This window comes from Syntrophomonas curvata, from assembly GCF_052976825.1.
The window spans coordinates 1,705,454-1,730,949 of the sequence record NZ_CM129641.1 but is presented as its reverse complement, the minus strand read 5'-3'; the positions used below and the strand labels follow the sequence as shown (position 1 = coordinate 1,730,949).

21 protein-coding genes are annotated in these 25,496 nt (G+C 49.0%); 8 read left to right on the top strand and 13 right to left on the bottom strand.

Features of this window, described 5'->3' with window-relative positions; all coding sequences use genetic code 11:
• Window positions 1–197 precede the first annotated feature (197 nt).
• Window positions 198–1,502, top strand: a complete 1,305-nt coding sequence (locus ACU70B_RS07705; protein WP_447182989.1) for a methyl-accepting chemotaxis protein — start codon at window positions 198–200, stop codon at window positions 1,500–1,502.
• Between the two features lie 13 nt (window positions 1,503–1,515).
• Window positions 1,516–2,832, top strand: coding sequence for a methyl-accepting chemotaxis protein (locus ACU70B_RS07700; protein ID WP_447182988.1), 1,317 nt, complete (start codon window positions 1,516–1,518; stop codon window positions 2,830–2,832).
• A 157-nt stretch (window positions 2,833–2,989) separates the two neighbouring features.
• Here the strand turns inward: ACU70B_RS07700 and ACU70B_RS07695 are convergent, their stop codons facing one another.
• Complete coding sequence (locus ACU70B_RS07695) at window positions 2,990–4,150, bottom strand: methyl-accepting chemotaxis protein (RefSeq protein WP_447182987.1); 1,161 nt, start codon at window positions 4,148–4,150, stop codon at window positions 2,990–2,992.
• Between the two features lie 611 nt (window positions 4,151–4,761).
• Here ACU70B_RS07695 and ACU70B_RS07690 point away from each other — a divergent pair.
• The gene (locus tag ACU70B_RS07690) at window positions 4,762–5,352 is read left to right on the top strand and encodes a Rossmann-fold NAD(P)-binding domain-containing protein (RefSeq protein WP_447182986.1); all 591 of its coding nucleotides are present in this window, start codon (window positions 4,762–4,764) and stop codon (window positions 5,350–5,352) included.
• A 141-nt stretch (window positions 5,353–5,493) separates the two neighbouring features.
• Window positions 5,494–5,853, top strand: coding sequence for a carboxymuconolactone decarboxylase family protein (locus ACU70B_RS07685; protein WP_447182985.1), 360 nt, complete (start codon window positions 5,494–5,496; stop codon window positions 5,851–5,853).
• Window positions 5,854–5,932: 79 nt separating this feature from the next.
• Here the strand turns inward: ACU70B_RS07685 and ACU70B_RS07680 are convergent, their stop codons facing one another.
• From ACU70B_RS07680 to ACU70B_RS07630, 11 genes are all read right to left on the bottom strand, one after another.
• A complete protein-coding gene (locus ACU70B_RS07680; RefSeq protein WP_447182984.1) occupies window positions 5,933–7,342 on the bottom strand; it encodes an NADH-quinone oxidoreductase subunit N in 1,410 nt (469 codons plus the stop codon).
• Window positions 7,342–8,847 carry a complex I subunit 4 family protein gene (locus tag ACU70B_RS07675; RefSeq protein WP_447182983.1) on the bottom strand — a complete coding sequence of 502 codons (1,506 nt, stop codon included), beginning with the start codon at window positions 8,845–8,847 and terminating at the stop codon, window positions 7,342–7,344. The genes ACU70B_RS07680 and ACU70B_RS07675 overlap by 1 nt, the downstream gene beginning before the upstream one ends.
• Before the next feature lie 12 nt (window positions 8,848–8,859).
• Window positions 8,860–10,737 carry an NADH-quinone oxidoreductase subunit L gene (gene nuoL / locus ACU70B_RS07670; protein WP_447182982.1) on the bottom strand — a complete coding sequence of 626 codons (1,878 nt, stop codon included), beginning with the start codon at window positions 10,735–10,737 and terminating at the stop codon, window positions 8,860–8,862.
• A gap of 13 nt (window positions 10,738–10,750) precedes the next feature.
• Window positions 10,751–11,059, bottom strand: coding sequence for an NADH-quinone oxidoreductase subunit NuoK (gene nuoK, locus ACU70B_RS07665; protein WP_447182981.1), 309 nt, complete (start codon window positions 11,057–11,059; stop codon window positions 10,751–10,753).
• Window positions 11,052–11,558 carry an NADH-quinone oxidoreductase subunit J family protein gene (locus ACU70B_RS07660; RefSeq protein WP_447182980.1) on the bottom strand — a complete coding sequence of 169 codons (507 nt, stop codon included), beginning with the start codon at window positions 11,556–11,558 and terminating at the stop codon, window positions 11,052–11,054. Before ACU70B_RS07660 ends, nuoK begins: the two co-directional genes overlap by 8 nt.
• Window positions 11,555–12,268, bottom strand: a complete 714-nt coding sequence (locus tag ACU70B_RS07655) for a 4Fe-4S binding protein (RefSeq protein ID WP_447182979.1) — start codon at window positions 12,266–12,268, stop codon at window positions 11,555–11,557. The genes ACU70B_RS07660 and ACU70B_RS07655 overlap by 4 nt, the downstream gene beginning before the upstream one ends.
• A gap of 1 nt (window position 12,269) precedes the next feature.
• Window positions 12,270–13,310 carry an NADH-quinone oxidoreductase subunit NuoH gene (gene nuoH / locus ACU70B_RS07650; protein WP_447182978.1) on the bottom strand — a complete coding sequence of 347 codons (1,041 nt, stop codon included), beginning with the start codon at window positions 13,308–13,310 and terminating at the stop codon, window positions 12,270–12,272.
• A gap of 90 nt (window positions 13,311–13,400) precedes the next feature.
• Window positions 13,401–14,507, bottom strand: coding sequence for an NADH-quinone oxidoreductase subunit D (locus ACU70B_RS07645; RefSeq protein WP_447185728.1), 1,107 nt, complete (start codon window positions 14,505–14,507; stop codon window positions 13,401–13,403).
• Window positions 14,507–14,929 (bottom strand): NADH-quinone oxidoreductase subunit C, encoded by a 423-nt coding sequence (locus ACU70B_RS07640; protein ID WP_447185727.1) that lies wholly within the window; start codon window positions 14,927–14,929, stop codon window positions 14,507–14,509. The genes ACU70B_RS07645 and ACU70B_RS07640 overlap by 1 nt, the downstream gene beginning before the upstream one ends.
• Window positions 14,930–14,934: 5 nt before the next feature.
• A complete protein-coding gene (locus ACU70B_RS07635; RefSeq protein ID WP_447182977.1) occupies window positions 14,935–15,414 on the bottom strand; it encodes an NADH-quinone oxidoreductase subunit B in 480 nt (159 codons plus the stop codon).
• Window positions 15,405–15,803 (bottom strand): NADH-quinone oxidoreductase subunit A, encoded by a 399-nt coding sequence (locus ACU70B_RS07630; protein ID WP_447182976.1) that lies wholly within the window; start codon window positions 15,801–15,803, stop codon window positions 15,405–15,407. The genes ACU70B_RS07635 and ACU70B_RS07630 overlap by 10 nt, the downstream gene beginning before the upstream one ends.
• A 390-nt stretch (window positions 15,804–16,193) precedes the next feature.
• Between ACU70B_RS07630 and ACU70B_RS07625 the strand changes: the two genes are divergently transcribed.
• From ACU70B_RS07625 to ACU70B_RS07610, 4 genes are all read left to right on the top strand, one after another.
• Window positions 16,194–17,075: a DUF6544 family protein gene (locus ACU70B_RS07625; protein ID WP_447182975.1), complete on the top strand. Its 882-nt coding sequence runs from the start codon at window positions 16,194–16,196 to the stop codon at window positions 17,073–17,075.
• Window positions 17,076–17,341: 266 nt separating this feature from the next.
• A complete protein-coding gene (locus ACU70B_RS07620) occupies window positions 17,342–19,096 on the top strand; it encodes an adenine deaminase (RefSeq protein ID WP_447182974.1) in 1,755 nt (584 codons plus the stop codon).
• Between the two features lie 25 nt (window positions 19,097–19,121).
• Window positions 19,122–20,204 carry an NCS2 family permease gene (locus ACU70B_RS07615; RefSeq protein ID WP_447182973.1) on the top strand — a complete coding sequence of 361 codons (1,083 nt, stop codon included), beginning with the start codon at window positions 19,122–19,124 and terminating at the stop codon, window positions 20,202–20,204.
• Between the two features lie 30 nt (window positions 20,205–20,234).
• Entirely contained in the window at window positions 20,235–20,789 is a 555-nt protein-coding gene (locus ACU70B_RS07610; protein WP_447182972.1) for a phosphoribosyltransferase family protein, read from the top strand.
• Between the two features lie 124 nt (window positions 20,790–20,913).
• Here the strand turns inward: ACU70B_RS07610 and ACU70B_RS07605 are convergent, their stop codons facing one another.
• Window positions 20,914–25,239, bottom strand: a complete 4,326-nt coding sequence (locus ACU70B_RS07605; protein ID WP_447182971.1) for an S-layer homology domain-containing protein — start codon at window positions 25,237–25,239, stop codon at window positions 20,914–20,916.
• Between the last annotated feature and the right edge of the window lie 257 nt (window positions 25,240–25,496).

The following is a 25,496-nucleotide window of genomic DNA, read 5'->3' as shown; positions in this document are numbered from 1 at the left end:
TACCCGGCTGCCGTGATTCTGGCCATATAATCTGCAAGCCGTAGAAACCAGGCGCTTGCGGCCGGCTTTCCCGGGCTGTTATAAGCTCGCGGAATCAATTGGCTCCTGCATAACTAATTACATTAATTTTCAATTATTTAATATATTTACTATAATATAGTGTATATAAATATATCTGGTTTGGGGTGAGTCGATTAATGATGGACAATCAAGTGCAGATACGCCAAATATCCAGATCCTACTCCAGGTCTACGATTTTTTGGTGCGCATTTCTTGCTGCCCCTTTCGGTTTGCTTAATTCATGGCTATTGGGTTTAACCGAGCCGAAGGAATGGATCATTCAATACCTGGGAGGGGCATTGGGGGGACTTCTGGTAGGATTCCTGGCTACATTAATCAACAAAAAAAGATTTTTTATTCCCATTGCTTCAATGGTGGAGTATTTGAACGGAATTGAGCAAGGGTGCCTGGATGCCCGGCTTAAGGGCCTGGATTATGGGGTTTTGGATACTATAAGGATGGCGTTCGATAAGATGGGGGGTGGCATCACCACCCTTATGCTTACCACCCAGAAAAGGATCTCTGAAACGGAAAAGGTCAGGGGGGAAATGCTCGCCCAGGTAAATAACGCTAATATAACCGCCCATGAGGTTGCTTCGGCAATGCTGGAAATAGCTGGCGGCTGCAGTGACCAGGCCGAAGTAGTGCGGAAAATTGTTTTTGAAGTCAAAAGTATTGCGCAACTGGCTGAACCGATGGCCAACGGCAGTGATGAAACTGCTAGGAATCTGCAATCAGTTGGGGCTATGGCTCAGCAGGAGCTGCTGGCCATAGAAAAGCAGAAAATACGCATGTTGGAAAACCGCCAAGTAATTGCAAAAATGACCGTCGCCATTAACGAACTGGAAGCTAAAAGCAGTGAGATAAAAAAAGTAATGGATATTATTACCGGCATAGCCGCCCAGACCAATCTGCTGGCTCTCAATGCTTCCATTGAAGCCGCCCGCAGCGGAGAAAATGGAAAAGGCTTTCAGGTAGTGGCGGAAGAGGTCAGGAAATTGGCTGAAGCATCGGGGAAGGCGGCCTTTGAAATAGGCCAATTGGCGATTAATATTCAGGTGGGCGTAGCCCAGGTGATTAAAGAAGCTAACGCAGCCCGGCTGGCTGTTTCAGACCAGGAGAGGGCCATGGAGGAAAGCCGGAATTTCATTAAGATAGTAACCGACTGCTTCCGCGATATAACCTCTGATATGGAAGGCGTCACCAGCAGTTGCCGGGATATTAGCCGGGCGGTTGACCAGGTAACCGCGGCGCTGCAGGGGACCGACCTTATAACCCAGCATAGCAGTGCCAGGGCACAAGAGGTTTCCGTAATTGCCGACCAACAAGCCGTGTACATGGAGTCTTTACACAATGAAATGATTCGGTTTGATGGTATTCTCGCCAAGCTTAAGGATGCAGTCGGGAAATTTACCGTAAGTCCAATTGAGACGCAGAGATAATGGAGGTACGCAAATGAATACAGAGACTTCCGTGATCAGAAGAATTGCCCTTACCTATAAATTAAAGACCATGGCGTTTTCATCCATAACTGCCGGTATTATTCTGGGTTTATTACTGGCATATTTAGCAGATTGCTTTAATCCCCGGGGATTGACCGTATCATTTTTGTCCGCTTGCTTGGCCGGGCTGGTAGTAGCCTGGATCTCCACAACCAACAATGCGAGGAAGTTTATCTACCCAACCTGGTTGTTGGTGAAACAGTCGGAGCTGATTGCCAAAGGAGACCTAACTGCCGAGGTGCCCCCAAACCAGTCTATGGGGCAATTAGTACTCATGCGCGATGTTTTTAATCATATGGTAGAGGAACTGCGGGTGATTGGCAGTCAAATCAAAGAAGCCGGTCTTAAGATAGGCCATTCTGCTGACGAGGCTGTAAGAATAGCCGGCGTTACTTCGCATGGTATCAATACCATGACTGGCTTTATCAACGAAATCGCCCGGGGAGCCAATGACCAGGCAGTAAACATGCAGTCTACTTCCGAATCAGCAGCATTAATGGCAGAAGTAGCCCGCCAGGTTGCCGATAGCTCGTCAGTTGTTGCCCTTCATACTGAAGAGGCCGAAAACGTGGTAGCAGACGGCCTGAACAACGCCCGTTTCCAAAGGCAAAAGGTTATTGAAAGCATGGCTTCAATTACCCGGGTGAGCGAATCTATAAAGGAACTGGAAGAGAAATCGGCCATGATTGGACAGATTGTTGATGTCATAACCGATATTGCTGCTCAAACCAATCTGCTGGCGTTGAATGCCGCCATTGAAGCTGCGCGGGCTGGTGAAAGAGGACGAGGTTTTGCTGTTGTGGCGGAAGAGGTAAGGATACTGGCCGAAGAGACCTCCACCACTGCCCGGAGCATTTATGGATTAATAGAGGATATTCAAAACAGTACGGTACAGGTGGTGCATGATGTAGCTTTGGCCAGGGAAGTGCTGGAGAGTCAGACTGATTCCGTCTTGAATAATGAAAATCTGCTGCTTAGAATCAAGGAGCAGATAACACCGGTAAATCTGCAGGCTCAAAATACAGCGTCTGCCATCCGTGAAATTACGGATAGTACCGATATCATTAATAAAGAAGTCAGCAATATAGCCGCTGTAAGTCAGGAAACGGCAGCAGCCACTCAGGAGTTGCTGGCTTCCACCGAGGAGCAATCCAACAATATTTCAACCCTGATGCATTGGGTTAAGGAGATGTCCGGGCTGGCCGCCAAGCTGCAAAAACAGTCAAAAACAATAATACTTCCGGCCCATACCGAAGCTGAAACACCCTAGGAAAGATTAGATTTGTGCGTTGGTGGATGCTCTGTATTCAAACTCTCGTTAACGGGCTGGTCTATACTGTTCCTGAACTGCCTTACCCGCTCCCCGACACCCTGCTTGAACCCAGAGCATCCTATAGATGAGCTTCCTACGGACGAAGTTGGTTGAACTACATTTGCTGGGCCATTTTATCAAGCGTTTCGGACATTGCCCTAATTTCCTCGACACTGGCTGAAATTTCCTCTGTAGCCGCAGCCTGTTCCTGGCTGGCATCAAGATTAAGTTGACTTTTATGAACAGTATTGGCAACATTGCTCTTGATTTCGGTGATAAGCTCCCGAATACTTATTACCGTTTGCTTGGATTCATCGGACAGCTTTCTAATCTCTTCCGCTACCACTCCAAAACCACGTCCCGCATCTCCGGCTCTGGCTGCTTCTATGGCGGCATTAAGTCCCAGCATTTTGGTTTCATCCGCTATCTGCTTGATGAATGCCAGCACCTCGGTTATTTCATCTGCCAGCTTGTTAACCCCATCAATGGTATTATTCAAGTCTTGTTCATTAATATTGATTTGCGAAGCTGACGCAGCTAATTCTTGAATCACGGCTGACATCTCTTCCAGGCCGCTGGCCAGATTAGCTGCCAATTGGCGCAATTCCAGGGCCCTCTGCTTGGGCAGGATTATGTTCAGGGCAGCCACCACCTTGGTACTATCATCAGCGTCAAAGCAAGGGCTGCTCATTATTAAAACCGGTACCCCGTAAACACTTTTATTTACTTCGTTGACCGCCAGCTTACCTGTTTTAATAGCACTCCAATTCGCGGCCCAGCTTTCCTGTATGAGGTCGCCCACTTTTATGCTTGGAACATCAAACTGTTCTGAGGGTTGTCTATAAGCAACCTTCTCCAAGTCGCTCATATATAAAAACGCGCCCTCCGGAAACATATTAGCGATCATAGGGGCAAAATCATTAAATGAACGGGCGATGGAATGCAGTCGAGGAAGAATCAGTATCACGCTTCCAACTGCTTCTGCTTCATTATCATCCAAAATAGGTGCAGCATAGGTGTGTAATCTTATCCCATAGACGTTGCGTGGAATTTCGACTATCTCTTCCCGGCAGCTTTGCATGCATTTATAAGCCGCTCCGCCGGCTATAAGCCTACTGCCCGGGTTAAATTCCTCGACTTGCAAAACATCGGAGCCTGCGTTCCAGATAATTTTTTCCTGGTCAGATATTGCTGCCATGGCGCCGCCTGGAATTTTGCCGACCAGAAATGAGGAGACTTCTTTAAATACATCAATCTTTTCGATGGTTATAGCCACAGTTATTCCCCCTTACACTAGTTTGACTTTAAGCACTAATCCTTTCCGCTTTAAGGAATCCTCATTTCCTCCTTTCTGTTCCAGTCCGGTATCGCCAAAAGTCCAGCGGCTTTCAACGTTCAACCACAGCTAAAAATCAATTTTCTGCACCCCAGGCATCCTCCGCCGGCCTTTAAATTTCAAATACCTCAGGGAATGCCGGTGCCCTTTGAGTCTTTTTCCCGCTATGGCGAGTAGCATAAGGATTATACTTTTCCAAAAGAATCAGATTATATACTAATAAATTATACATCATAATACATTTCTTCCTAATAGGACGATAGGCCCTATATGTTAAAACTGCGGATTAGAGAGGATGGTTCTTTAGGCCCGCCGTCGGTTTTGACCAGTTTATCCGGCGCTATTATCTGGTAAATATAATAAACCGGGTGAAACAGGGGTTTACCTTAATAGGACTTTATCTCGTATTGTAAGCTATTCAAATAACTTGGTTGCTGAGTTATGCTTGGGTTTCCTCTGCTTTCCCATAGCTCTTGCGCCATGAACAATATGATTGGGAGAGGTATAATTAAATAAGGCCCCGGGAGCTATTATAATAGGAAGGTGAAATCATGGATGAACCAGCATGTACAATTGGGTGTGCTGCGGTTCAAGATATTCCAGCGATGATTAGTTTCGAAAAGAGGTATTTTGATACCTGCTGGCAGTCTAGGCCCAATACCCTAAAAAGTCTAATTGAAAAAAACCCGATGATGTTTCGATTATGTAAAGTGGACAATAACTTAAAAGGTTACTATGGAATTCTCCCGCTGCCCCATGACATATGGCAAAAAATTCTTAAAGGCCAAATTCTCGAAGAGGATGTTATGCCCTATATACTACCGTTTGAGGCCCCTGACGTTTACCTGTACGTTTATTCGGTAATCGTAGACCTGTCAGATAACCGGCATAAGAGCTATACCCGGGAGCTCATAAGCGACTTTACCCGGAATTTTATCCTGGGGCATAAATTTAAAGCGGTAGGAGCCTTTACCGTTTCCGAAGGCGGCAGGAGAATAGTGGAGCGTTCCAACTTTGTTTATAAAGGTGGCTTTCGTGGTAATAACGGCTTAGCTGTAAGGTCGTACGCCATAAAGAGAGAAAATTTAGTACAGCAAGTTCTAAGAATTAGAGGACAGGGTACCAAAAAACGTATCGCCTAAGAATAATATAATCTTACCGGTAAAAAGGGCTATCATTTGATGGCCCTTTTTTTCTTGACCTTTAAAGAAACTATTGGTATATCGGTTATGGTAAAGGCAAACACTAAAACATCATTTTATGTCCAATCGGAGGTGTCGTTGGTGATAAATAGTAATCCTCGGGAAATGTTCAACGCCTTTACCGGAGGGCTGCAAAGCATTTCTAAAACTAATGGTGAACAAGTAAGGGGGTTCATGGATTTGCTGGGGGCCTGTTACAAACCGGGAGCCCTGGACCTAAAAACCAAGGAACTCATGAGCGTGGCTATCGCCGTATACTGCCGCTGCGAATACTGTATCGTATTCCATGTCCATAAGGCTCTGGAAGCAGGCGCCGGTCGAGCGGAAATACTGGAAGCAGCTATGGTAGCCGTAGCTTTTGGCGGCGGACCTGCTATGACTTACTCGGTAACCCTGCTGAAAGAGAGTCTGGATGAATTTGAGCCCGATTTTACGAAATAAACCGATGAGAGAAAAATGGCGGCTATTAACGCCGCCATTTCCGCAATCAGTAAGATATATAATAATATTTCGGAAGCCTTCAGAACAATTGTATCGCGGTCTGAGCCAGGGCTGACAAGGGCGCCGGATAAACACCTATCAGCAGGGTAGCGGTGAGGCATATCCACAGTGCCACCCGGGTTGGGATATCGGGCCTAATAGGAGTCATATCATTGTTATCGCCAATATACATGGCTTTGGCTACCATCAAATAGTAGTAAACCGATACCATGCTCATTATCAAACCCACAAAAGCCAGCCAGAGATAGCCTGCTCCGATAGCTCCGGAAAAAAGATAGAACTTGCCTACGAACCCGGCCAGAGGCGGTATGCCCGCCAGTGATAACAGACAAACGGTCATAATGGCCGCCAGCATAGGCGAACGTTTTCCCAGGGCTTTAAAAGCCTCGAGGCTGGTACTGCCAGTCGCTACCTCCACTGCCGTAGCTACGGCAAAGGCTCCCAGGTTGGAGAAGACATAGAGCATGGCATAGAAGAGAACCCCTTTCAAGCCATATTCGTTTCCTGCTGCCATACCCACCAGGATATAACCGGCCTGAGCAATGCTGGAGTAGGCCAGCAGCCGTTTAATGTCGGTCTGTACCAGAGCCACCAGATTGCCCAGTACGATAGTAAAGGCCGCCAGTACTGCCAGCACCAGCCCCCACTCAAACTGGGGCAGGGGAAGGGCCAGCATAAATACCCGGACAAAAGCCGCAATTGCTGCCGCTTTGGAACCTACCGCCAGGAAAGCCGTGACCGGGATGGGAGCCCCCTGATAGATATCCGGTGCCCACATATGAAAAGGAACCAGCGAGATCTTGAATGCGAACCCTGCTATCATAAGGATTATTCCTGCCACCAGAGCCGGCTGGAATTGAATGTTGGCAGCAATTTCGCTGATAACCGTAGTCCCGCTCACTGCATAGACCAGGCTTATGCCAAAGAGCAAAACCGCAGAAGATATTGCTCCCAGGATGAGATATTTCAGTCCCGCTTCCACCGAAAGCTCATTGTTAAGCAAATAGGCGGTCAGAATATAGAAACTTATGGTCATAAGCTCCAGGCCAATATAGAGAGTTATCAACTCACCGGCTGAGGCCATTACCATCATGCCCAGAAGGGCAAAGACCAGGAAACTGTAGAATTCGTTAGCCCGCCGGTCAAAGCGTTTAATATAACCGGACGCGCTAAGGATAACCAGTAGACCGGCCAAAATGAACAGTATCTTAAAGAAACCGCCATAACTGTCTACCTGGTATACTCCGTTAAACAGCGCCTGTTCCCGGCCAAAGCCGCTGGTGCTAAGCAATAAGGCTACTACCAGTCCCAGGAAGGCAACCGTTCCCATAATCCCCTTGCCCTTATGGGGGAGCAACAGGCCAAGAACCAGCAGTAGAAGGCCCAGCAGGGCAATTTCCATTTCCGGTGCCAGCATGCCGATCTGCATTATAAAATCCCCCCTATCTGCATAAGCCCGGCCTGGGAAATCAGGCTGCCGACTCCGTTATTAATCAGATCCATCAAAGTGAAAGGCATTATTCCGCCGATAATTATAGCTGCCCCCAGCACCAGCAGGGGAACCATTTCCGGTCCTTGCAGATCCTGCAGGTGATCCCATTCCTTTTTGCGGGGACCGAACAGTACATTGCCCAGGGTGCGCAATATATACAGCGCGGTAAAGATGATGCCGGAAACGGCAATTATGGTAATAACCTTAAAAGCACCAAAGGCTCCGACAAAGATAGTAAACTCACCGATAAAATTAACCATGCCCGGCAAACCCAGGGAAGCCAGTCCGGCTATCATGAAGCCGGTAGCCAGACGCGGCATCTGATGGGCCAGCCCGCCAAAATCATCTACGTTACGGGTATGGCTCTTCTCGTAGAGATTGCCGATCATGGCAAAGAAGAGGGCTGCCATAACTCCGTGGGCAAACATCATAATTACCGCCCCGTTGATGCTGACCAGGTTCAAAGCGGCAATACCAATAAGCACATAGCCCATATGGCTGACGCTGGAATAACCCACGATATATTTCAGATCTTTCTGGCTCAAGCAGATGAATGCGGCATAAACCACATTGCCCAGGGCCAGAACCGCTATTATGGGAGCAATTACCTGAGCCCCGGCGGGAAGTATCATAATCCCAATCCTAATCAGACCATAGCCGCCGATTTTTTTCAGTACTCCGGCATGAATCATGCTGACGGCTGTAGGTGCTCCGGCATAACCGTCCGGCGACCAGGCATGAAAGGGAAACATCGACAGCAGGGTCCCAAAGCCAAGGGCCATCAGGGCAAAGACAAACACCTGGAAGCCTTTGGGAAAATCGGTTTGCGCCAGAGTCATTAGATCCATGCTGGGCACGCCGTTTATAGCCATGGACTCAACGAACAGCGCTATCAGCCCCACCAGCAAAAAGGCGCTCCCAATCAGCAGGTATATAGTCAGCTTCATACCGGCGTATTCCTTGGTAACCCGTTTACTGCTTCCCCACATGATTACCAGCAGGTAGATAGGGATGACTACCACTTCATAAAAAAGGAAAAAGATAAACAGGTCAGTAGTCAAGAAGGTCCCCATAACCCCGGTAATCAATATCAGCAGCAGGCTGAAAAACTCCTTCACCCGGTCACCGATTTTCCAGGAGGCATATACGGCGCTGAACCCAATCAAGGTAGTAAGCAGCAACAGGGGAATGCTGATGCCGTCAACTCCCAGGGCATAAGTGACCCCCAGGTCGGCCGTCCAGGGTATGCTCTCTATAAACTGGATGCCTCCCAGAGAACGGTCATAGCCGACTGCCACCCATAGCGACAGTATCAGGCTGATCAGGGTAGCAGCCGCTGCTACGTATTTAATAGCCCGTTCCCGCTCCCGGGGGAGGGTCATAATTATTATGGCGCCGATTAACGGCATAAATAAGGTCAAAGATAAAATCGGCCAGTTCATTTCTTCCACCCCCTACAACACGATAGCGAAACCGGCCATCATGACCAGCCCGATAATTATAATAATTCCGGCAAACATATACATGGCATAAGTCTGCACCTGGCCGTCTTCGGTATAACGCAGAACCTGCCCTGCCCTTCCGGTCAGGGCAGCGATGCCGTTGACCAGGCCGTTAACCACATAAACATCAAACCAGAACAAGACCTTGGCCGTTCCATCTATCAGGTGGTCTATCAGCCACTGATAAATCTCATCAATATAGTACTTGTGGTATAGCAACTGGTATAAACCGGTAAATCTTAATTTTACAGCTTCAATATCCACCATTTTCTTCTGGTAAACTGCCCAGGCCAGTATGATACCGGCCACCGCCACCAGAGAAGATATAACCATGATGCCCAGGCTGGGATGGTGGTGAACCGCCCCGGGATAGCTGACCCAGCGGGCAAAGACGTTGTTCATCAGCGGGGAACCTACAAAGCCGGCTATTACTGCCATAACAGCCAGTATTACCAGGGGCCCGCTCATTACCGCCGGAGATTCGTGCGCCTTGAGGCCGCCATCACCGGAGCCGAAAAAGGCTACGAAAATCAGCCTGAACATATAGAAGGCGGTCAGGAAAGCCACGATCGTGCCCAGAACATACAGTCCCAGGTGGCCGCTGGCATAAGCCCCCAGAAGTATCTCATCCTTGCTCCAGAAGCCCGATAGGGGAGGAATGCCGCTTAAGGCCAGGGCGCCGATAACAAAGGTCCAGGTAGTTACCGGCATCTTACCCGCCAGACGCCCCATTTTCCAGATATCCTGCTCATCATGCAGGGCGTGAATGACACTGCCCGCACCCAGGAAAAGCAGGCTCTTGAAAAAGGCATGGGTCATCAGATGAAACATACCGGCCGTCATGGCCCCGACCCCCATAGCCATAACCATGTAACCCAGCTGGCTTAAGGTGGAATAGGCCAATATGCGCTTGATATCGTTCTGCACTATGGCAATGGTAGCAGCAAAAAGGGCCGTGAATCCGCCGATAACAGCTATGGCCATCAAAGCCTGCGGGGTACTGCTGAAAATAAAGTAAGCCCGGGCAATGAGATAAACGCCGGCAGCTACCATGGTAGCTGCATGAATAAGTGCGCTGACCGGGGTAGGTCCTTCCATGGCGTCAGGCAGCCATACATGCAGAGGGAACTGGGCCGATTTGCCTACCGGGCCCGCCAGCATGAGAATCGCTATTCCGATTAAGATTCCACTATTGGTATAACCGGCGATTTCTCCTGCCAAGCCATTAAAATTCAGGGTTCCAAATAGAATCTGCAGGAAAAGGATACTTAAGAGAAACCCGAAATCTCCCACCCGATTGGTGATAAAGGCTTTCTTGGCCGCCTCTTTAGCCGAATTTCTTCCAAACCAGAATCCTATCAAGAGGTAGGAGGCCAGACCCACCAGTTCCCAAAACACGAAGATTTGTCCGAAATTATTGGCCAGAACCAATCCCAGCATGGAGCCGGCAAATACCGACTGATAGGCGTAATAACTGGCAAATCCCGGATCCCCGTGCATATATCCCAGCGAATAAATCTGCACCAGTAAAGCCACCGTAGTAACTACGATGAGCATTACGGCGGTAAGACCGTCCACCAGTATCCCCATATCCACCTGTAAACCAGGCATATTCAGCCAGCGGACCGCAGCTTCATACACCAGGGTACCTTCGCTGGAAAATACCGCCAGACTAACCAGCAGAGAAATAAAAAATGATATTCCTATGGCCAGGATGGATAGGGCCGCGGATAACCGGGGCCAGCGGTGCAGAAACAGTCCGATCACGGCAAAAGCAATGAAGGGCAGAACTGCTATTATCCAGGCATATTGTACACTTGTTTGCATCATTACTTTCACCGCCTTACCATTTAAGCAGATTGAAATCGTTCAGATCAACCGATTTCTTCTGCCTGAATATTGCTAAAATCAGAGCTAACCCAACTGCGACTTCCGCTGCCGCAACCACAATAATAAAAATTGCAAATAACTGACCTGCCATATGGCTGCTGGCTACGAATTTATTTACGGCAATAAAATTTATGTTTACCGCGTTAAGCATCAGCTCTACTGACATCAAAACTCCTACTGCACTGCGTTTGGATAAAACTCCATATATTCCGATGCCGAATAAAACGGCGCCTAACAGCAGGTATTCGGTCAGATTAATCATGTTCATCGGCTCCTTTCGCTAGAATAATCGCGCCCACAACTGCTACCAGCAAAAGGATGGCGGCAACTTCGAAAGCAATCGCATAATCACCCAGCAAGAGCCTTGCCAGCGCGCCCACGCCGTCTTCCGGCAACGAGCCTAAAGACTCCGGCCAGGTACTGCTGCCAATAGCTGCTCCTAAACCCAGAGTTACCAGCAAAGCTATAAGTCCGCCCCAGTATTTTTTCTTAGCGTGGGACAGGTTGGTTTCATCGGCATCCTTATCCATAACCAGCATGATAGCAAAAATAATAAGGACCGATATGGCGCCGGCATAGACCAGAATCTGTACCAATCCTAAAAAACCAGCCTCCAGTTGAAAATATATAGCTGCCACTCCTAAAAAGGAAAGAACCAGCGATAGGGCGCTGTGCACTATATTTTTAAAACCTACCACTCCTGCTGCGGCCGTTACCGTGATAAGAGCGGTGACTATAAAAACCAGATCCGCCAGGTTCATTCAGCGTTACCTCCCTCCGTTTTCGCCTGGTCTTTTTTCAACTCTTTACTAACCAGGGCCTGGGCTACTTTCCGAGCCTTGTCCTTATCATCTGCCATAATGGCCAGTATTTTTTCCGCCTTATTGCGGTCAGCTTGCAGCAACCGGGTCAGAACCTCAGCCTGTTCTTCGGTATCTACGTATTTTGCCAGCAGCTTCTGCGGGTTCTTGTCCAGTGCCGCCGTAAGAGCCTTAAGCTGTTTCTCCCTCCTGTCTTGAGCCTCTTGCCCGGCACTGCCGTCATCCGGGCCGGCTGAAAGGTCTGTGGCCGTCTGCTGCAGGTCCATTTCCGGAGGGCGGTGATAGACCGTCTTAATATCCTCCCGCCGGTAGCGGGAGAGTTCGAAATCATGGCTGAAATGCAGACAATTCTGGGTACAGGCCTCTACGCAGAGATTGCAGAACATGCAGTACTGGTGGTCAATAGTGTAGGACATCAATTTTCTCTTCTTGCTGACCTCATCCCGGGCATCTTCCAGACTCAAAACCCCGTTGGGGCAGGTTTTTACGCAGATTCCGCATACCTTGCATTTCTCAAATTCCAGGTAGAGGTGGCCGCGATAGCGTTCCTGCAGATAAGGCTGCTGTTCCGGATATTGAATGGTCAGCTTTTTGCCGAAATGGTGTTTTAACGTGATTCCTAAACCCTTGATTAAACCTTTGCCGTACATCTTAACACCACCCCATCCACTTAAATACATAAATACCTACGCCGGTAACCACAATATTGGCCAGGCTGACCGGAAGCAGAACTTTCCAGCTGAAGGACATCAGGTGATCCATTCTGATGCGGGGAAAAGTCCATTTAATCCACATGAAGATAAACATTATGATATAGGTCTTAATAATTATCCATAGCCAGGAAGGCAGCCACGGTCCCTGCCACCCGCCCAGAAACATGGTGGAAGCCATGGCCGATACCGCCACCAGGTTGGTGTATTCGGCCAAAAAGAACAGCGCCCAGCGCATCCCGGTATATTCGGTGTAGGCGCCGGCAGTCAATTCCTGCTCGGCTTCCGGCATATCAAAGGGACCGCGATTGAGCTCCGCCGTAGCAGCAATAAAATAGGTTATGAAAGCAATAGGTTGAAATACAATAAACCAGATATTGCTCTGAGCCGCTACTATATCCGACAGCCGCAGGGAACCGGCAATCATAATTACACCCAGCAGGGAGAAGGTCAGCGGTATCTCATAGCTGATCATCTGGGCCACCGAACGCATGGCTCCCAATAGAGACCATTTATTATTCGAGCCCCACCCCGCCATAAGCAGGGCTATAGTGCTCAACGAGCCCAGGGATATAAAATAAAATACCCCGATATTTAAATCCACAATCTGCATTCCGTCTCCCATGGGTATCACCAGGTAAAGCATTATAGCCACGGTAATAAAGAATAGCGGGGCGGTACGGAATATCCATTTGTCGGTCTGGCTGGGGATGATGTCTTCCTTGGTCAAGAGTTTTATGGCGTCAGCTATGGTCTGAAACACTCCCCAGGGCCCCAGACGATTAGGTCCTAATCGCAGCTGGATAAAACCCGATACTTTCCTTTCCAGCCAGATCAGAACAATGACATTTATGGTTACGATACCGGCGATACAGGCAAACTGAATTATCAAGAGTATCAGGTCTGCCCAAACCGCAGAAATCCCCAGGCTTTGCAGCCATCCCGTGAGGGCTCGGGCTATGTCTAAAAATAAGCTCTCCATTTGCAATCGCTCCTAAAAGTTATGATAGGGGAGTGACACCTGATGATTCAGGCAGCTCCCGTAATCTATAGAAATAAAGTACTGCCGGCCTTAACGGTCAGACTCGCCCAGTACCGGGTCCAGGGTAGCAATATTGGCGATTATGTCCTGCAGCAATCCTCCCCGGGAGATTAGCGGCAATACCGCCAGGTTAATGAATGAAGGAGCCCTTACATGCAGGCGGTATGGTTTTTCCGAGCCATCTCCGACGATATAATAGCCCAGTTCTCCTTTGGAAGATTCGATGCGGTGGTAAACCTGGGCGCCTTTTTCCGCTTTCAAAACCCGTGGGGTCTTGGCCTTGATTTCCCCTTCGGGCAGTCCGTTTAAAGCCTGCTCTATTATCCGGGCACTTTGGGCAATCTCTTCCGCCCGGACTATCATACGATCCCAGCAGTCGCCTTTCCGGGCTACCGGAACCTCGAAATCAAAACGGTCATAAATGCCGTAAGGTTCTGCCTTGCGGATATCGTAATCCACCCCGCAGGCTCTGAGATTGGGACCGCTGACCCCATAGGCAACAGCGTCCTGGGCCGTGAGACACCCAATCCCCTTAATTCGGGCCTGAAGTATCTCATTGCCAAAAATCAAGCCGTCATACTCTTTAAGCATAGCAGGCAGGTCTTTTAAGAACGAACGCACCGCCGGATAGAACTCTTCCGGCAAATCCTCGGCTACACCGCCGATACGCATATATGAAGCAATCATGCGCTGCCCGCTGGTCATTTCAAACATATCCATAATCCGTTCGCGGTCCCGGAAGCAGTATATCAGACCGGTAGTCGCACCCAGGTCCATAGCCAGGCTGCCGATAAAAAGGAAATGGGAGGCAATACGGGACAGTTCCGCCATTATCACCCGTATATATTCGGCTCTTTCCGGTACCTCAATACCCATCAGTTTCTCCACCGCCTGCACATATCCCAGGGTGGGCAGGTGGCTGGCTAAATAGTCCAGACGGGATGTGTAGGGTATGAACTGGGCATAGGTTTTGCTCTCGGCGATTTTTTCCACCGCCCGGTGGACATAACCCAGGTGGACAATGGCATCTGTCACTATTTCTCCGTCCAGAACTGCTTCCACATGCAATCCGCCGTGGGTGCTGGGATGTTGAGGCCCTATATTGATAGTCATAAGCTCGCTGGATAACAATGTTATCACCCCTTTATCTTAAAATCCTTGCGCAATGGGTGCCCTTCAAAATCATCCGGCAACAGTATGCGAATAAGATTGGGATGGTTTTGAAAACTAATGCCCATCAGATCGAATAGTTCCCGTTCCTGCCAATCGGCGCCGGGCCAAAGGAAAACGGCCGAAGGGAACTGAGCCTCTTCCCGGCTGACACTGCTCTTGACCATTATCTTGCGATTGTCGGGAATAGAATGAATATGATAAATCACTTCAAATCGGTCAGGATAATCCACTGCCGTCAAATTGGCCAGGTAGTTAAAACCATGAACTTCCTTGAGCCGGCTCAGAAGAGCGAGCAGGTTATCCGTTCCCGTACTTATACAGGTGTAGTGCTTATCCTGACTTATCTCAATGTTATCGCCCATGACCGCCTGTATATCTTGTAGCATCTGCCTCAACTTTTTCCCTCCACCTTTTTCTTAAGCTCCAGCAACCCATGAAACAGGGCTTCCGGGCGGGGCGGGCAGCCAGGAACAAAGACATCCACATCAAAAAGAGAGTCGCATCCTGGCAGTACACTGTAGCCATCCTTAAAAGGCCCGCCGCTGGTGGCGCAATTGCCCATGGCTACAACCCACTTGGGCTCGGGCATCTGGGCCCAAACCCTTTCAATAACCGGTTTCATTTTCAGGGTGATGGGCCCGGCTACGATCAATAAGTCGGCCTGTCTGGGTGACGCCCTGAAAACTTCGTATCCATAGCGGGCTATATCAAAACGGCTGGCACCAGCCGCCATCATCTCAATCGGACAGCAGTTGCAGCCATAGGTCAGAGGCCAGAAGGAGTGCGAGCGGCCCCAATTCCACAACTTGTCCAGGGTAGAGACAATAATATTGTTCTTCTCCAGAACTTTGATATCTTGTTCTAATGCCATTCCAACGCTCCCTCCTTCCAGGCGTACCAGAGGCCGATCAGCAGTATTCCTATGAACAGCAGCATTTCAATGAAGGCAAACAGGCCCAACTGATTAAACTTGACTGCCCAGGGAAACAGAAAAATAGTCTCTACATCAAAGGCCAGAAAAACCAGGGCATAGAGAAAATAATTAACCTTGAAACGGGACCAGGTACGCCCAATGGTATCCACTCCGCACTCGTAGGGCAGCAGCTTTTCATCGTCAGGCTTACATTTGGGTTTGGGGCGTACAGCCCAGGCCATACCCATAGCAGCCAATGGAAAGGCCATTGTGAGCATAAGGAAAATGCCAATGGTAGAATAATCAGACAACAACTTAAATCCTCCTCCAAAGGTGTCAGACACCATTTTTTCTTTTACTGCCAGCCTGGTTTCTTATCCTGTATGCGATAAAGCTATATTTTGTATATCATAACACCTCAGTTTATATCATAACATCTCCATAGCGGCCGGAAAACGGCTAAACATTGGTATATTGTATTCATAGCGGAAATTACTCGCCATACGGAGAAGTAAATGTGTGAAAAGTATTTTTAAGGAAGCAAAAATCCGATGGTTCTTCCTTTTTTAAACTCACCTCCTGCCTTCAGAATGATTTTTAGACCTTTATATTTTTATATAAAATTATGAGAAGCTTTTATGCAGAAAGCAGGTGTCCAGGCCGCAATTGACTGATGTTTGATTTCTTGGGCGCCACATGATAAATTCATTTTAGTATTATAACAAGGAACGGGATAAGTGCAAACAAACAGGGGAGATGGTGAAATACTGAGAATTACTTTAATAGCGATGAGTGTCCTGTTTATTGCCGCTATTCTTATCTTTACGGCATCTTTTGTTGCTGGTATCGTCTTTAATCGCCATGCCGCAGGGGAAGTAGAGGAACTGTTCGGCCAACTGAAAAGCGGAGGTGAAACAGTAGAAGATTCTGACCTTGCGGATTTACCCCCATGTGTTCAGAAATGGATGGAATATTCCGGGGTTGTCGGGCAACCGGAAATCCAGACGGTACGCATGAAAAAAAACGGTTTGCTGAGAACCAAACCAGGTCAGTCCTGGATGAAATTTAGTGATGAACAATACTTCAGGTTAGACGAACCGGGGTTCATTTGGAAGGCAAGAATTAAAGCGGCTCCGCTGATCTTTCTGATGGGAAGGGATAAATATTATGAAGGCCATGGCAACATGCTGATAAAATTCCTTGGGTTAGCCAAGGTTGCTGATGCCAGCGGGCCTGAAACGGATCAGGGTACTCTGTTGCGCTATCTGGCCGAATCAGTATGGTTCCCGTCGGCCGCTTTAAGCAGTTACGTTATCTGGGAGGAGATCGACGTCAACTCAGCCTGGGCAACTATGAACTACCGGGGTATAAGCGCATCAGGCGTATTTGAGTTCAACCAGAAGGGTGAGCCCGTAAGTTTTGTTGCCCAAAGATATATGGCAGCAAACGGGCAGTTTTCCCTGGAAACATGGTCGACCCATATGAAAGATTATGAGGCTTTCAACGAAATTAAAATCCCCGCTCAAGCAGACATAGTCTGGAAACTAAAATCGGGAGATTTCCATTGGTACCATGTTCAAGTCAATGAGGCGGAGTATAATAAGCCTTCGGTTTACTGATGCGTCATTCACCGCCAACCTGCCCCAAAGGCAACAAATGATCTTCAGCTTCAGCCAAGCCTGCCGTGGCTTCTGTAAGATTGCTGCCGAGATTTAAAATTTTCCCGTGCTATTCCAGTTTATTTGCCCGTATTTTTTCCTGATCATGCTTAAAAAAAACTGTACCTGTAACTTGTTTTTATATAGAATATAATTCGTCAAAAAAAACCGGTTTTCATACTGACCTTCTTTATACTTTGATTTTATTTTCATGGAGGTATCAATCAATGCAGGTTGCCCAAAGCATACGGGTGATGGATGTTGCCCAGGGGAAAGGCAGAGCGGATTTACTTATTAAAAATGCCCGGGTGGTAAATGTCTTTACCAAACAGGTAGAAGAAGTTGACGTTGCCGTTGCTGCCGGAACAATCGCCTGGCTAGGCCGGGAGGGTGAAAACGGTATACGGCCGGCCGCTATCGTTTATGATGCCGGCGGAAAATATTTAATCCCCGGACTAATCGACGCTCACTGCCATATCGAAATGTCTTTCATGTCTGCGGCACCCTTTGCCCAAACGATAATAGCCCATGGAACCACAACTGCGGTTCTGGATATGCATGACGTCTGTAATACCGGCCTTGACTGCATGCATAATTTTGCCCGGGAAGTAGCCGGCACACCTTTAAAAGCTTTCCTGATGGTTCCTCCCTGTGTACCGGGAACACCGAAACTGGAAGAAGCGGGAGCCAACATGACCCTGAAGGGCATGCAGGAGGCCTTTGCCCTGCCCCGCATCTGGGGAGTGGCGGAAGCTATGGATTTTAACCGCATTCTGGACAGAGAACCTGAGATAATGGCTATACTGGCCTGGGCCCGGGAAAAAGGCCTGCGTATCGACGGGCATTGCCCGGAACTTAGAGGCGATGATCTGCAGGCTTATCTGACCGCTGGGATACTGACTGACCATGAATCTGTTACTTTGGAAGAAATGCTGGAAAAATACCGCCTGGGGATGAAGGTGATTTTACGCCGGGGTTCCTTGGAAGAACCGGTTCGAGCCTCTGATTTTATCAATGCCCTGGCTGATACTTCCAATGCCTTGCTGGCGACTGACGGCTGTTTATACCTGGACGACATACTGGATTATGGCCACATGAACCGGGCCCTGAAGGCTATGGTGGCTGAAGGCGTAGACCCTATAACCGCTGTCCAGATGGGCACCATTAATGTAGCCCGGGCTTACGGTTTCGACCATCTGATGGGCGCCATCGCTCCGGGACGATATGCCGACATGGTCCTGGTATCAGACCTGAAGGATTTTGATATCGAGGCGGTGTTTGTAGACGGCCGCCAATTTGGAGCAGAAGATGCCCGGATTCCCCGCTACTCATATCCTCCCGAAGTTTTAAACACGATTAAGCTGGGACCGGTGACAGCCCAGACCTTTGCCATTACGGCTCCCGTTGCTGAAGGGAAAGTAACCGCACGGGTAATGACCATTATTGACGGAACCGTAGCTACCCGTGAAGATCATGAACCCATGGCGGTGATCAACGGTCAGCTCCAGCCGGATATTGACCGGGACCTTTTAAAAGTAGCCGTTTTTGACCGTTATCAGGAAAATGGCCGTCATGCTCTGGGAATCGTACGGGGCTTTGGCTTGAGGAAAGGCGCCTTTGCCGGCAGCATTGGACAGGACAGCCAGAACCTGGTGGTAGTCGGCGCCGATGATAAGGATATGGCCTTGGCCGTAAATGCCATCCGGGAAATGCAAGGCGGCCTGGCCGCGGCTGCCGATGGTGAGGTCCTGGCAAAGGTGGAACTGCCCATTGCCGGGATTATGAGCGACATCGACCCCCGTCAGCTGCAGAGGCGTTTTATGGAATTGCACCGGTGCCTGGGCGATATGGGCGGCAAACAGGTGAACCCTTCATTCACCCTTTCCCTCCTTTTAACCTGTGCAGTTATTCCTGAATTGAAAATCACTAACCGGGGCCTGGTAGATGCCCTGTCAGGAAAATTTGTATCGTTGATACTTTAATTTTTATCAGGAAAGGGTTGAAGAAATGACAGTCCAGGATATTGTAAGCATTATTGGTGCTCTATCAGATGCTATTGCCTCAGGTCTTATTGCGTTGTATTACGGGTTCCTGGCTTTCCCCACGGGCATAGCTTTTGCTTTAGCCGCTTTATTGGCATTGGGCTGGGGGTTGGTAACCCCCATATCCTTCCAGGCGGAAACCATTGTTTTGGCTGGAAGCATGGGGAGAAATCTCCGTGAACGGGTATCCATTGTTTTGCTCTGCGGAGCGGTGATGACTATTCTGGGTATTGGTGGTTTGCTGGGGGCTATTGTCGATTACATTGGCGAAACCATACTTGCTGCCATGCTGGCAGGGGTAGGGGTTATACTGGTCAGAACCAGTATAGACATTGCCAAAGATAACCTTAGAGCGGGTATTGCATCATTTATTTCGGCATTGCCGGTGTGGTTCCTGACTGAAAACCTGGCTTATACGGTTGTGGTGTCTCTGGTGATTGGGACTCTGGCCCATAACCTGATAAAGACAAGCTCTGCCGCCCCCGAAGCTGAGAGTCCGGAAGCTGCTCCCGCCCCCAGAACATTTGCGGATAACCTAAAAAGTCAGCTTATGCTGCAAAAACCGATCCTCAACTCCTGGCAGGTATGGAAAGCGGTACTGGCACTGGTAGCCCTGCAAATCGGCACTTATATAAGTTATGGCAGCATTACCGCATCAATGGCCGATACCGGCTTTTCGGTCGATAAGCTCACCATCATGTCCGGTTTGTCCCAGGTGGTGAGTTCGATCTTCGGCGGTGCTCCGCTTTCACCTATCGTTTCCATTACTGCTGTTGCCGACCATCCGGTCTTAGCCAGTGTTTTATTAATGGCAATAATGGCTCTAATCCTTTTGTTTTTCTTGCTGCCTAAAATGGGCAAATTTATTCCCGTGGGCGCCACAGCAGGGTATCTTTTTATAATCGGCGCCTTTATAGTAATTCCCGATAACCTGGTTGTGGCCGTACAAGGCGGGGATATGGCGGGAATAATGACCTTTATCATTACGGCGATATCCGACCCGTTTCTTGGCATGTTGGCAGGCGTTGTTGCAGGATTGGTTCTGTAGAAAATACGGAACGGCTTCGAGGTGATATAGGTGGCTGGAAAAGAACAAAAAACATATACCCTGGAGATCGCCGGTTTAAAGCGCCGGCTTCCGATAATCCCTATGAATGATAAATTAAGTATTGCCAGTTTTGTAATCCTGGGCGACACTGAACTGGTAGTTCGGGTGGCCCCGGAACTGGTTAAAAAATTGCCTCCCTTTGATGTGCTGTTGACTCCGGAGGCCAAGGGAATCCCCCTGGCCTTTGAGATATCGCGGCTGCTGGGCATAAATTATATTGTCGCCCGCAAAAGCGTTAAGGCCTATATGGCAAATCCGATAATAGAGGAAGTTAACTCCATTACCACCCAGAAGACCCAGATTGTATGTTTGGACGGAAAAGACAGCGAACAGATAAAAGGACGTCGGGTGGTTATTGTTGATGATGTAATCAGCACCGGGGAATCAGTAAACGCCGTCGCCCGGCTGATTGCCAAAGCGGGAGGGAAGGTTGCAGCCAAAGCCGCCATTTTGGCTGAAGGCGATGCAGCCGAAAATATGGATATCATCTATCTGGAAAAACTTCCGACCTTTCCGGTTTGTTAGAATACACACGGCTGATTCCTTTATGTGTTTAAAGCCCCGCTGAGAGACCAGCTCTCAGCGGGGCTGTTGCGTTCCCCCGTTTTAGGGTACCGGGAATCACCGCCGTCGGTTGCCAATATTGCTCTTACTGCTCTGCATGCAGAGCCCGGATAATTAAACTTGCCGCCTCAGCGCGGGTGGCCGCTGCCCTTGGTTTAAAGCTATTATCGGGATATCCGCTGATAACACCATGGCTTACAGCCGCAGCAACCGGTTCCAGTGCCCAGGAAGAAATGCTGTCCTGGTCGTTAAAAGCTCTGCTGGCAGCACCGGACCGACTCAGCCCGGCAGCCCTGACAATCATCAGCGCCATCTGTTCACGGGTAATCAGGTCATCAGGACCGAACCGGGCAGCGTCATAGCCGTTGACGATACTGTGAGCATTGGCAGTCGCGATGTAATCTTTCGCCCAGTGCCGGTTAATATCCGCGAACACTTTCCCGGTTCCGGGCTCCAGTTTGAAGGCCTTTACCAATACAGTAGCAAATTCAGCCCTGCTTATGGAATTATCGGGTCTGAATCTGGCATCGGGATAGCCTTTTACAGCATCCGCAGCTACCAATTGCCTGATACTGGCTTCGGCCCAGTGTCCTGCTATATCCGATAACGCCGCTTCTGTTGCAGCCGCTTTGGGCCCGGCGCTTTCCTTTGCCGTAGCAATAATGGCAAATCTAGTAAAGTGCTTCACCTCGCCACTCACCTTGCCGGCATCGAGGTCAGTTTTAACATTATCCAGTTTTATCCATTGGTTTTTGCCGGCGTCAAAGTAGAACAGAGCCAGATCATACTTGCCGGTGCCTGCTTTATTTTTATCAAAGCTAAGTATTATGGTAACTGCCCGGTCAAAATTACCCGGTTTATCTTTGCTGATATCTACTACGTCGCTTATCAGTTCACTGTTGGCAGGTACCGGTAGTCCTGTTTTACTCACTTTCTCGACTTTGACCCTAATATCGCTGCTGACAGCACTGGCCGGAATGACTATGCTGACACCGGCCTCGTTTACGGTAGCGCCATTCTTGCCGACCAAAATCCCAGAAGGAGCCGCGGTCCCGCCACCACCTCCTGATACTGCTGCTGGGGTCGGAGTATAGCAGACAAATTCAGTAAAGTGTTTGGTCCAGATGGCAAGACTTGAGCCGGAATCAATTTTGGCTTCCTGACCTGCCTGTAAGGTGCTGTCCGCTGCAGCTTGGGTATCGGCGGTCAGGGTTCTGCTAATGGGTATAAATACGCCGTTTCTAACAAAACCAGCAGCTTTGCCGGCTTGGCCGGGAAGCAATAAGCGCACAGCTTTATCGAAGCTTAGAGCAGTATCGCCAATGCCAACCTCTAATACTACCGTGGCTGTTCCAGATATGCTGGTGGAGGGCTGCGTTTTTACGGTTGGCAGGGCCAGGGTTCCATCCCATCCTGCCGGGCCGGTTACAGTTGTGCCTGCTGGAACGGATAATGCTATCTGCTGATCAACACCGCCGACGGGCCGGGTAGCTTCGATCTCCAGCCGGGGAACAATTGCCTGTATGGTATTTCCAGCCCCTGACTGGGTGGGAAATGTTACAGTGGGCCTATCCGCTTCCTTCGGTACATTAAATGCCAGGGTGACATTATTTATATCGGCCGGCGCAATGACCGGAACCTCAAAATTCTGATTGGCCGCGCTCACCGATACATTAGTGGTACTGCCGTCAATCTTTATCCCTGGAATAACTTCCTTGTTTACAAAGGTTATCCGGTAAATTTTCCGGGTAATTCCGTTTTGTGCTGTAACCGAGATCACAGCTGTCCTTTCGGCTTCTGTGCCGGATAAACTACTGGCTGGAGTTACAACGACAGTTGCTTCAGGGTCAGCCTTGGTGGCGGTAATGGTCGGGATTCCCCCGGTATAGTCTGAAGCCAGGGCCACACTGTAGCTTGTAATTGAAGAATCAAAGGCTGGCGCTAAAGTACCGGCACTGGCGCTTATGCCTTTCAATTCCGCATTGGCTGACTGTAAGGCTCCGCCCGGGATAACCTCATATCCGCTCCAACCGCTTACTTGCAAGGTGAGAGAGCGCTGGACGGCATCCCAGTTATAGCTGTTTATCCTGCCGGTAGGGTCAACCGGATTAGTCGCTCCAGCCGGAATTAAAACTACGGACTCTCCGCTGCTGGGCCAGTATTTAACTCCAGGAGCGATTGCGCTGTCAATATGATACAGGGTTAGGGTAGCCGGTTTATTAAATGATGCCAGGGCGTCGGCAGCAGTGTTGATTGACATCTTGCCATAGGCTATATCCAGGTTTTGCTGCAGGCGTTGCATGGCGGTGGCGGTAATCGGGTTAGCGCTGGCATCCAGTTCGCAAGCATTAATTGATTTTTCCGGGTTGCCCAGCGCCAGCCGGGCAATTTTTTTCTGGGGATTAATATTATCGTATTTTTCAAATATAAGTCCGTGTATCCTGGTGAAATCCTTGACAGTGCTCCAGTCGGTAGTTTCCCCGCCCAATCCGATGCCAAAATCTTTGGGGTTAATATTTATTACAGCCATCATAATTGCGGCCAGGGCCGGCTGCTGTCCGTTTATGTTGTTCATGATCATTATCGGACAAGGCCCGGCGGTGGTAAAACCTTCCGGTATTTGATAAGTGAGCGTCCAGAACCGGCCACCAGCATCCCAGTTAAGGGGAACCGGAGGACCGGGATTTATGGAACTAATATCAGCCAGGAGCTGATAGCCGCTAACCGGTGTGGGAAGATTGGCACCATTTTTAGGGATAAGCCTGATCTGTATATTTTGATTCCTGAAATAATAGTACACCCCCATGGAAGCGTCAGTCAGATTGCTGCCTGGCATCCACTGACCGTTGCCGTTTAAAACCTCGACCCGGAAAGGGGTATTGGGAACCGCGTCGCTAACCGTGGAAAAGTTCCAGCTTTCCTGTGCAGCCAAGGCTTTCCCGTTCCCGTCCTTCACACCTGTACCTACAGTTACAGTGTAACTGGTATGGACTTTTAAGCCCTGGGGGAAATTAATCTTAACCAGGGCGGAATCACCCTCAGCCAGGGATAGGTTGTAACCTCCTTCTACCGGGCTCCCATCGGCTTTGGTAACGGTAATAGCGGCCGGGTTTACTGTCGCCGCATTAAGATTGGCAGAAAACTTAATGTCAACCCGGGCCTGGAGCGGAATCTCGCTGCAGCCCTGACCGGGAGACCGGGACAATATCTGTAAGGCTTCCCCTTGCAGGGAGCCGACTGAACAATATACCCTGCCCACAAAAACAGTATCCCTAAAGAGATAAATGTTGTAGAGCTGCACAGGATTATTGCCCAGAGCCTGTAACCCTCCGGTGAGAGTCATCCTTATGTTGTTATCATCTATGGCTGTAAAGCTGGCGGTTTTACCAGTGATTTCATTGGACTGCCCGTTGCCGGCAGCAGTATATATCTTGAAGCTGAATTTATTGGCATCAAAGGCGGCTCCGATGCCATTGCTGTTGACAGTGAAACTGACATCATCAGTGGTTGAAGCCATTTGATGAGGTTCGGCCGCTAGCATGTTAGGTGAAATCCAGTGGACGGCATGAAAGGCAGCAGGGCTGTCGTTGCCTGTCTGCAACGGATATCCCGGACATTCCCAATCATAACTTGCCCCCGGGGAACTGTTAAAGAAATAACCTCCATGGCTATCAGGGATAACCGGCATCGGCGTTCTTCCTTCGTTGGTAACGCTGTACGCGCTTCCGTCAATCAATGGTTTTCCTGAATTATAATCAAAATAGTAGCTGACCTGGCTCTTATCGGTAAAAGTAAAGAGAACCAAATCATCGTTGCTGGGTTTGGCAGCCAACTGGATAGGCTGGCCGCCGTCAGTCAGCTGCAGACTGCAGGTTGCGTAATCATTAGGCAGGTTGGCCTTTTGCCAGAAGCCTAATGGCATGGTCCCTTCTTTCGTTGGAGAAAAGGCTAATTCGAAGAGGGTAGGGTGGGTAGTTATATTTCCGATATCATAATTGCCGGTATCCCCTATAATGACATTTCCGGTTAAAGTGACCGTAGCCTTTTTCCAGCCGTTATTTAAAACCGTATAATCAATATTTCGCCCGTTAAGGTCGGAACGCTGTGGGTCGTTAAAGATGGGATCTCCGACCAGAGTGCCGTCATATTGGATTTCAAAAATGGCGCCGGTAAAATGGACCTGCTCTACATTCACTGCCAGGTCAAGCCGTCCGCTTAATGGCGCCCTGTCCGATGAATAGGATACCGTCCCATTGCCGTCATCGGCAGGTCTCCTCCCATCGGTTGCTAGCCAGGCTTTTGCACTCCCCGGCGGCAATTCTGCCGATACTGAAGCTGTTCCAGCTGCAAAAGCCAGCAGGAATATGAATGTTAATAAGGGAAGGACTTTATTAATACTGCGTTTCTTCATTTTTTACCTCCTTATGGCTGATTATTTTCAGATAATGTTTCGCTTCATCAATTACACTGGCAATCAAGGAAATTCAACCTTGGTCTATAGCACCCCCTTTTAGAAACTCAACGGCAATCAGCCGGCAACATAACCGAGCCTTAAAAATATAGTTGAGCACCTACGGTCATATACCTGTTAATTTTAATTCAGGCCCCCAAATTATTAATCACCCCAGAGGGGTGATATCGCTTAAAAATCTGGATTATTGCTATTCC

What these genes read in the sequence shown, in the direction of transcription:
- nuoH (WP_447182978.1), bottom strand. Translation starts at nt 13,310, where the DNA reads ATGGAGAGCTTATTTTTAGACATAGCCCGAGCCCTCACGGGATGGCTG.
- ACU70B_RS07680 (WP_447182984.1), bottom strand. Translation starts at nt 7,342, where the DNA reads ATGCAGATCGGCATGCTGGCACCGGAAATGGAAATTGCCCTGCTGGGC.
- ACU70B_RS07620 (WP_447182974.1), top strand. Translation starts at nt 17,342, where the DNA reads ATGCAGGTTGCCCAAAGCATACGGGTGATGGATGTTGCCCAGGGGAAA.
- ACU70B_RS07675 (WP_447182983.1), bottom strand. Translation starts at nt 8,847, where the DNA reads ATGAACTGGCCGATTTTATCTTTGACCTTATTTATGCCGTTAATCGGC.
- ACU70B_RS07640 (WP_447185727.1), bottom strand. Translation starts at nt 14,929, where the DNA reads ATGCTACAAGATATACAGGCGGTCATGGGCGATAACATTGAGATAAGT.
- ACU70B_RS07630 (WP_447182976.1), bottom strand. Translation starts at nt 15,803, where the DNA reads ATGGTGTCTGACACCTTTGGAGGAGGATTTAAGTTGTTGTCTGATTAT.
- ACU70B_RS07635 (WP_447182977.1), bottom strand. Translation starts at nt 15,414, where the DNA reads ATGGCATTAGAACAAGATATCAAAGTTCTGGAGAAGAACAATATTATT.
- ACU70B_RS07660 (WP_447182980.1), bottom strand. Translation starts at nt 11,558, where the DNA reads ATGAACCTGGCGGATCTGGTTTTTATAGTCACCGCTCTTATCACGGTA.
- ACU70B_RS07615 (WP_447182973.1), top strand. Translation starts at nt 19,122, where the DNA reads ATGACAGTCCAGGATATTGTAAGCATTATTGGTGCTCTATCAGATGCT.
- ACU70B_RS07700 (WP_447182988.1), top strand. Translation starts at nt 1,516, where the DNA reads ATGAATACAGAGACTTCCGTGATCAGAAGAATTGCCCTTACCTATAAA.
- ACU70B_RS07655 (WP_447182979.1), bottom strand. Translation starts at nt 12,268, where the DNA reads ATGTACGGCAAAGGTTTAATCAAGGGTTTAGGAATCACGTTAAAACAC.
- nuoK (WP_447182981.1), bottom strand. Translation starts at nt 11,059, where the DNA reads ATGATTAATCTGACCGAATACCTGCTGTTAGGCGCCGTTTTATTCGGC.
- ACU70B_RS07605 (WP_447182971.1), bottom strand. Translation starts at nt 25,239, where the DNA reads ATGAAGAAACGCAGTATTAATAAAGTCCTTCCCTTATTAACATTCATA.
- ACU70B_RS07705 (WP_447182989.1), top strand. Translation starts at nt 198, where the DNA reads ATGATGGACAATCAAGTGCAGATACGCCAAATATCCAGATCCTACTCC.
- nuoL (WP_447182982.1), bottom strand. Translation starts at nt 10,737, where the DNA reads ATGATGCAAACAAGTGTACAATATGCCTGGATAATAGCAGTTCTGCCC.
- ACU70B_RS07690 (WP_447182986.1), top strand. Translation starts at nt 4,762, where the DNA reads ATGGATGAACCAGCATGTACAATTGGGTGTGCTGCGGTTCAAGATATT.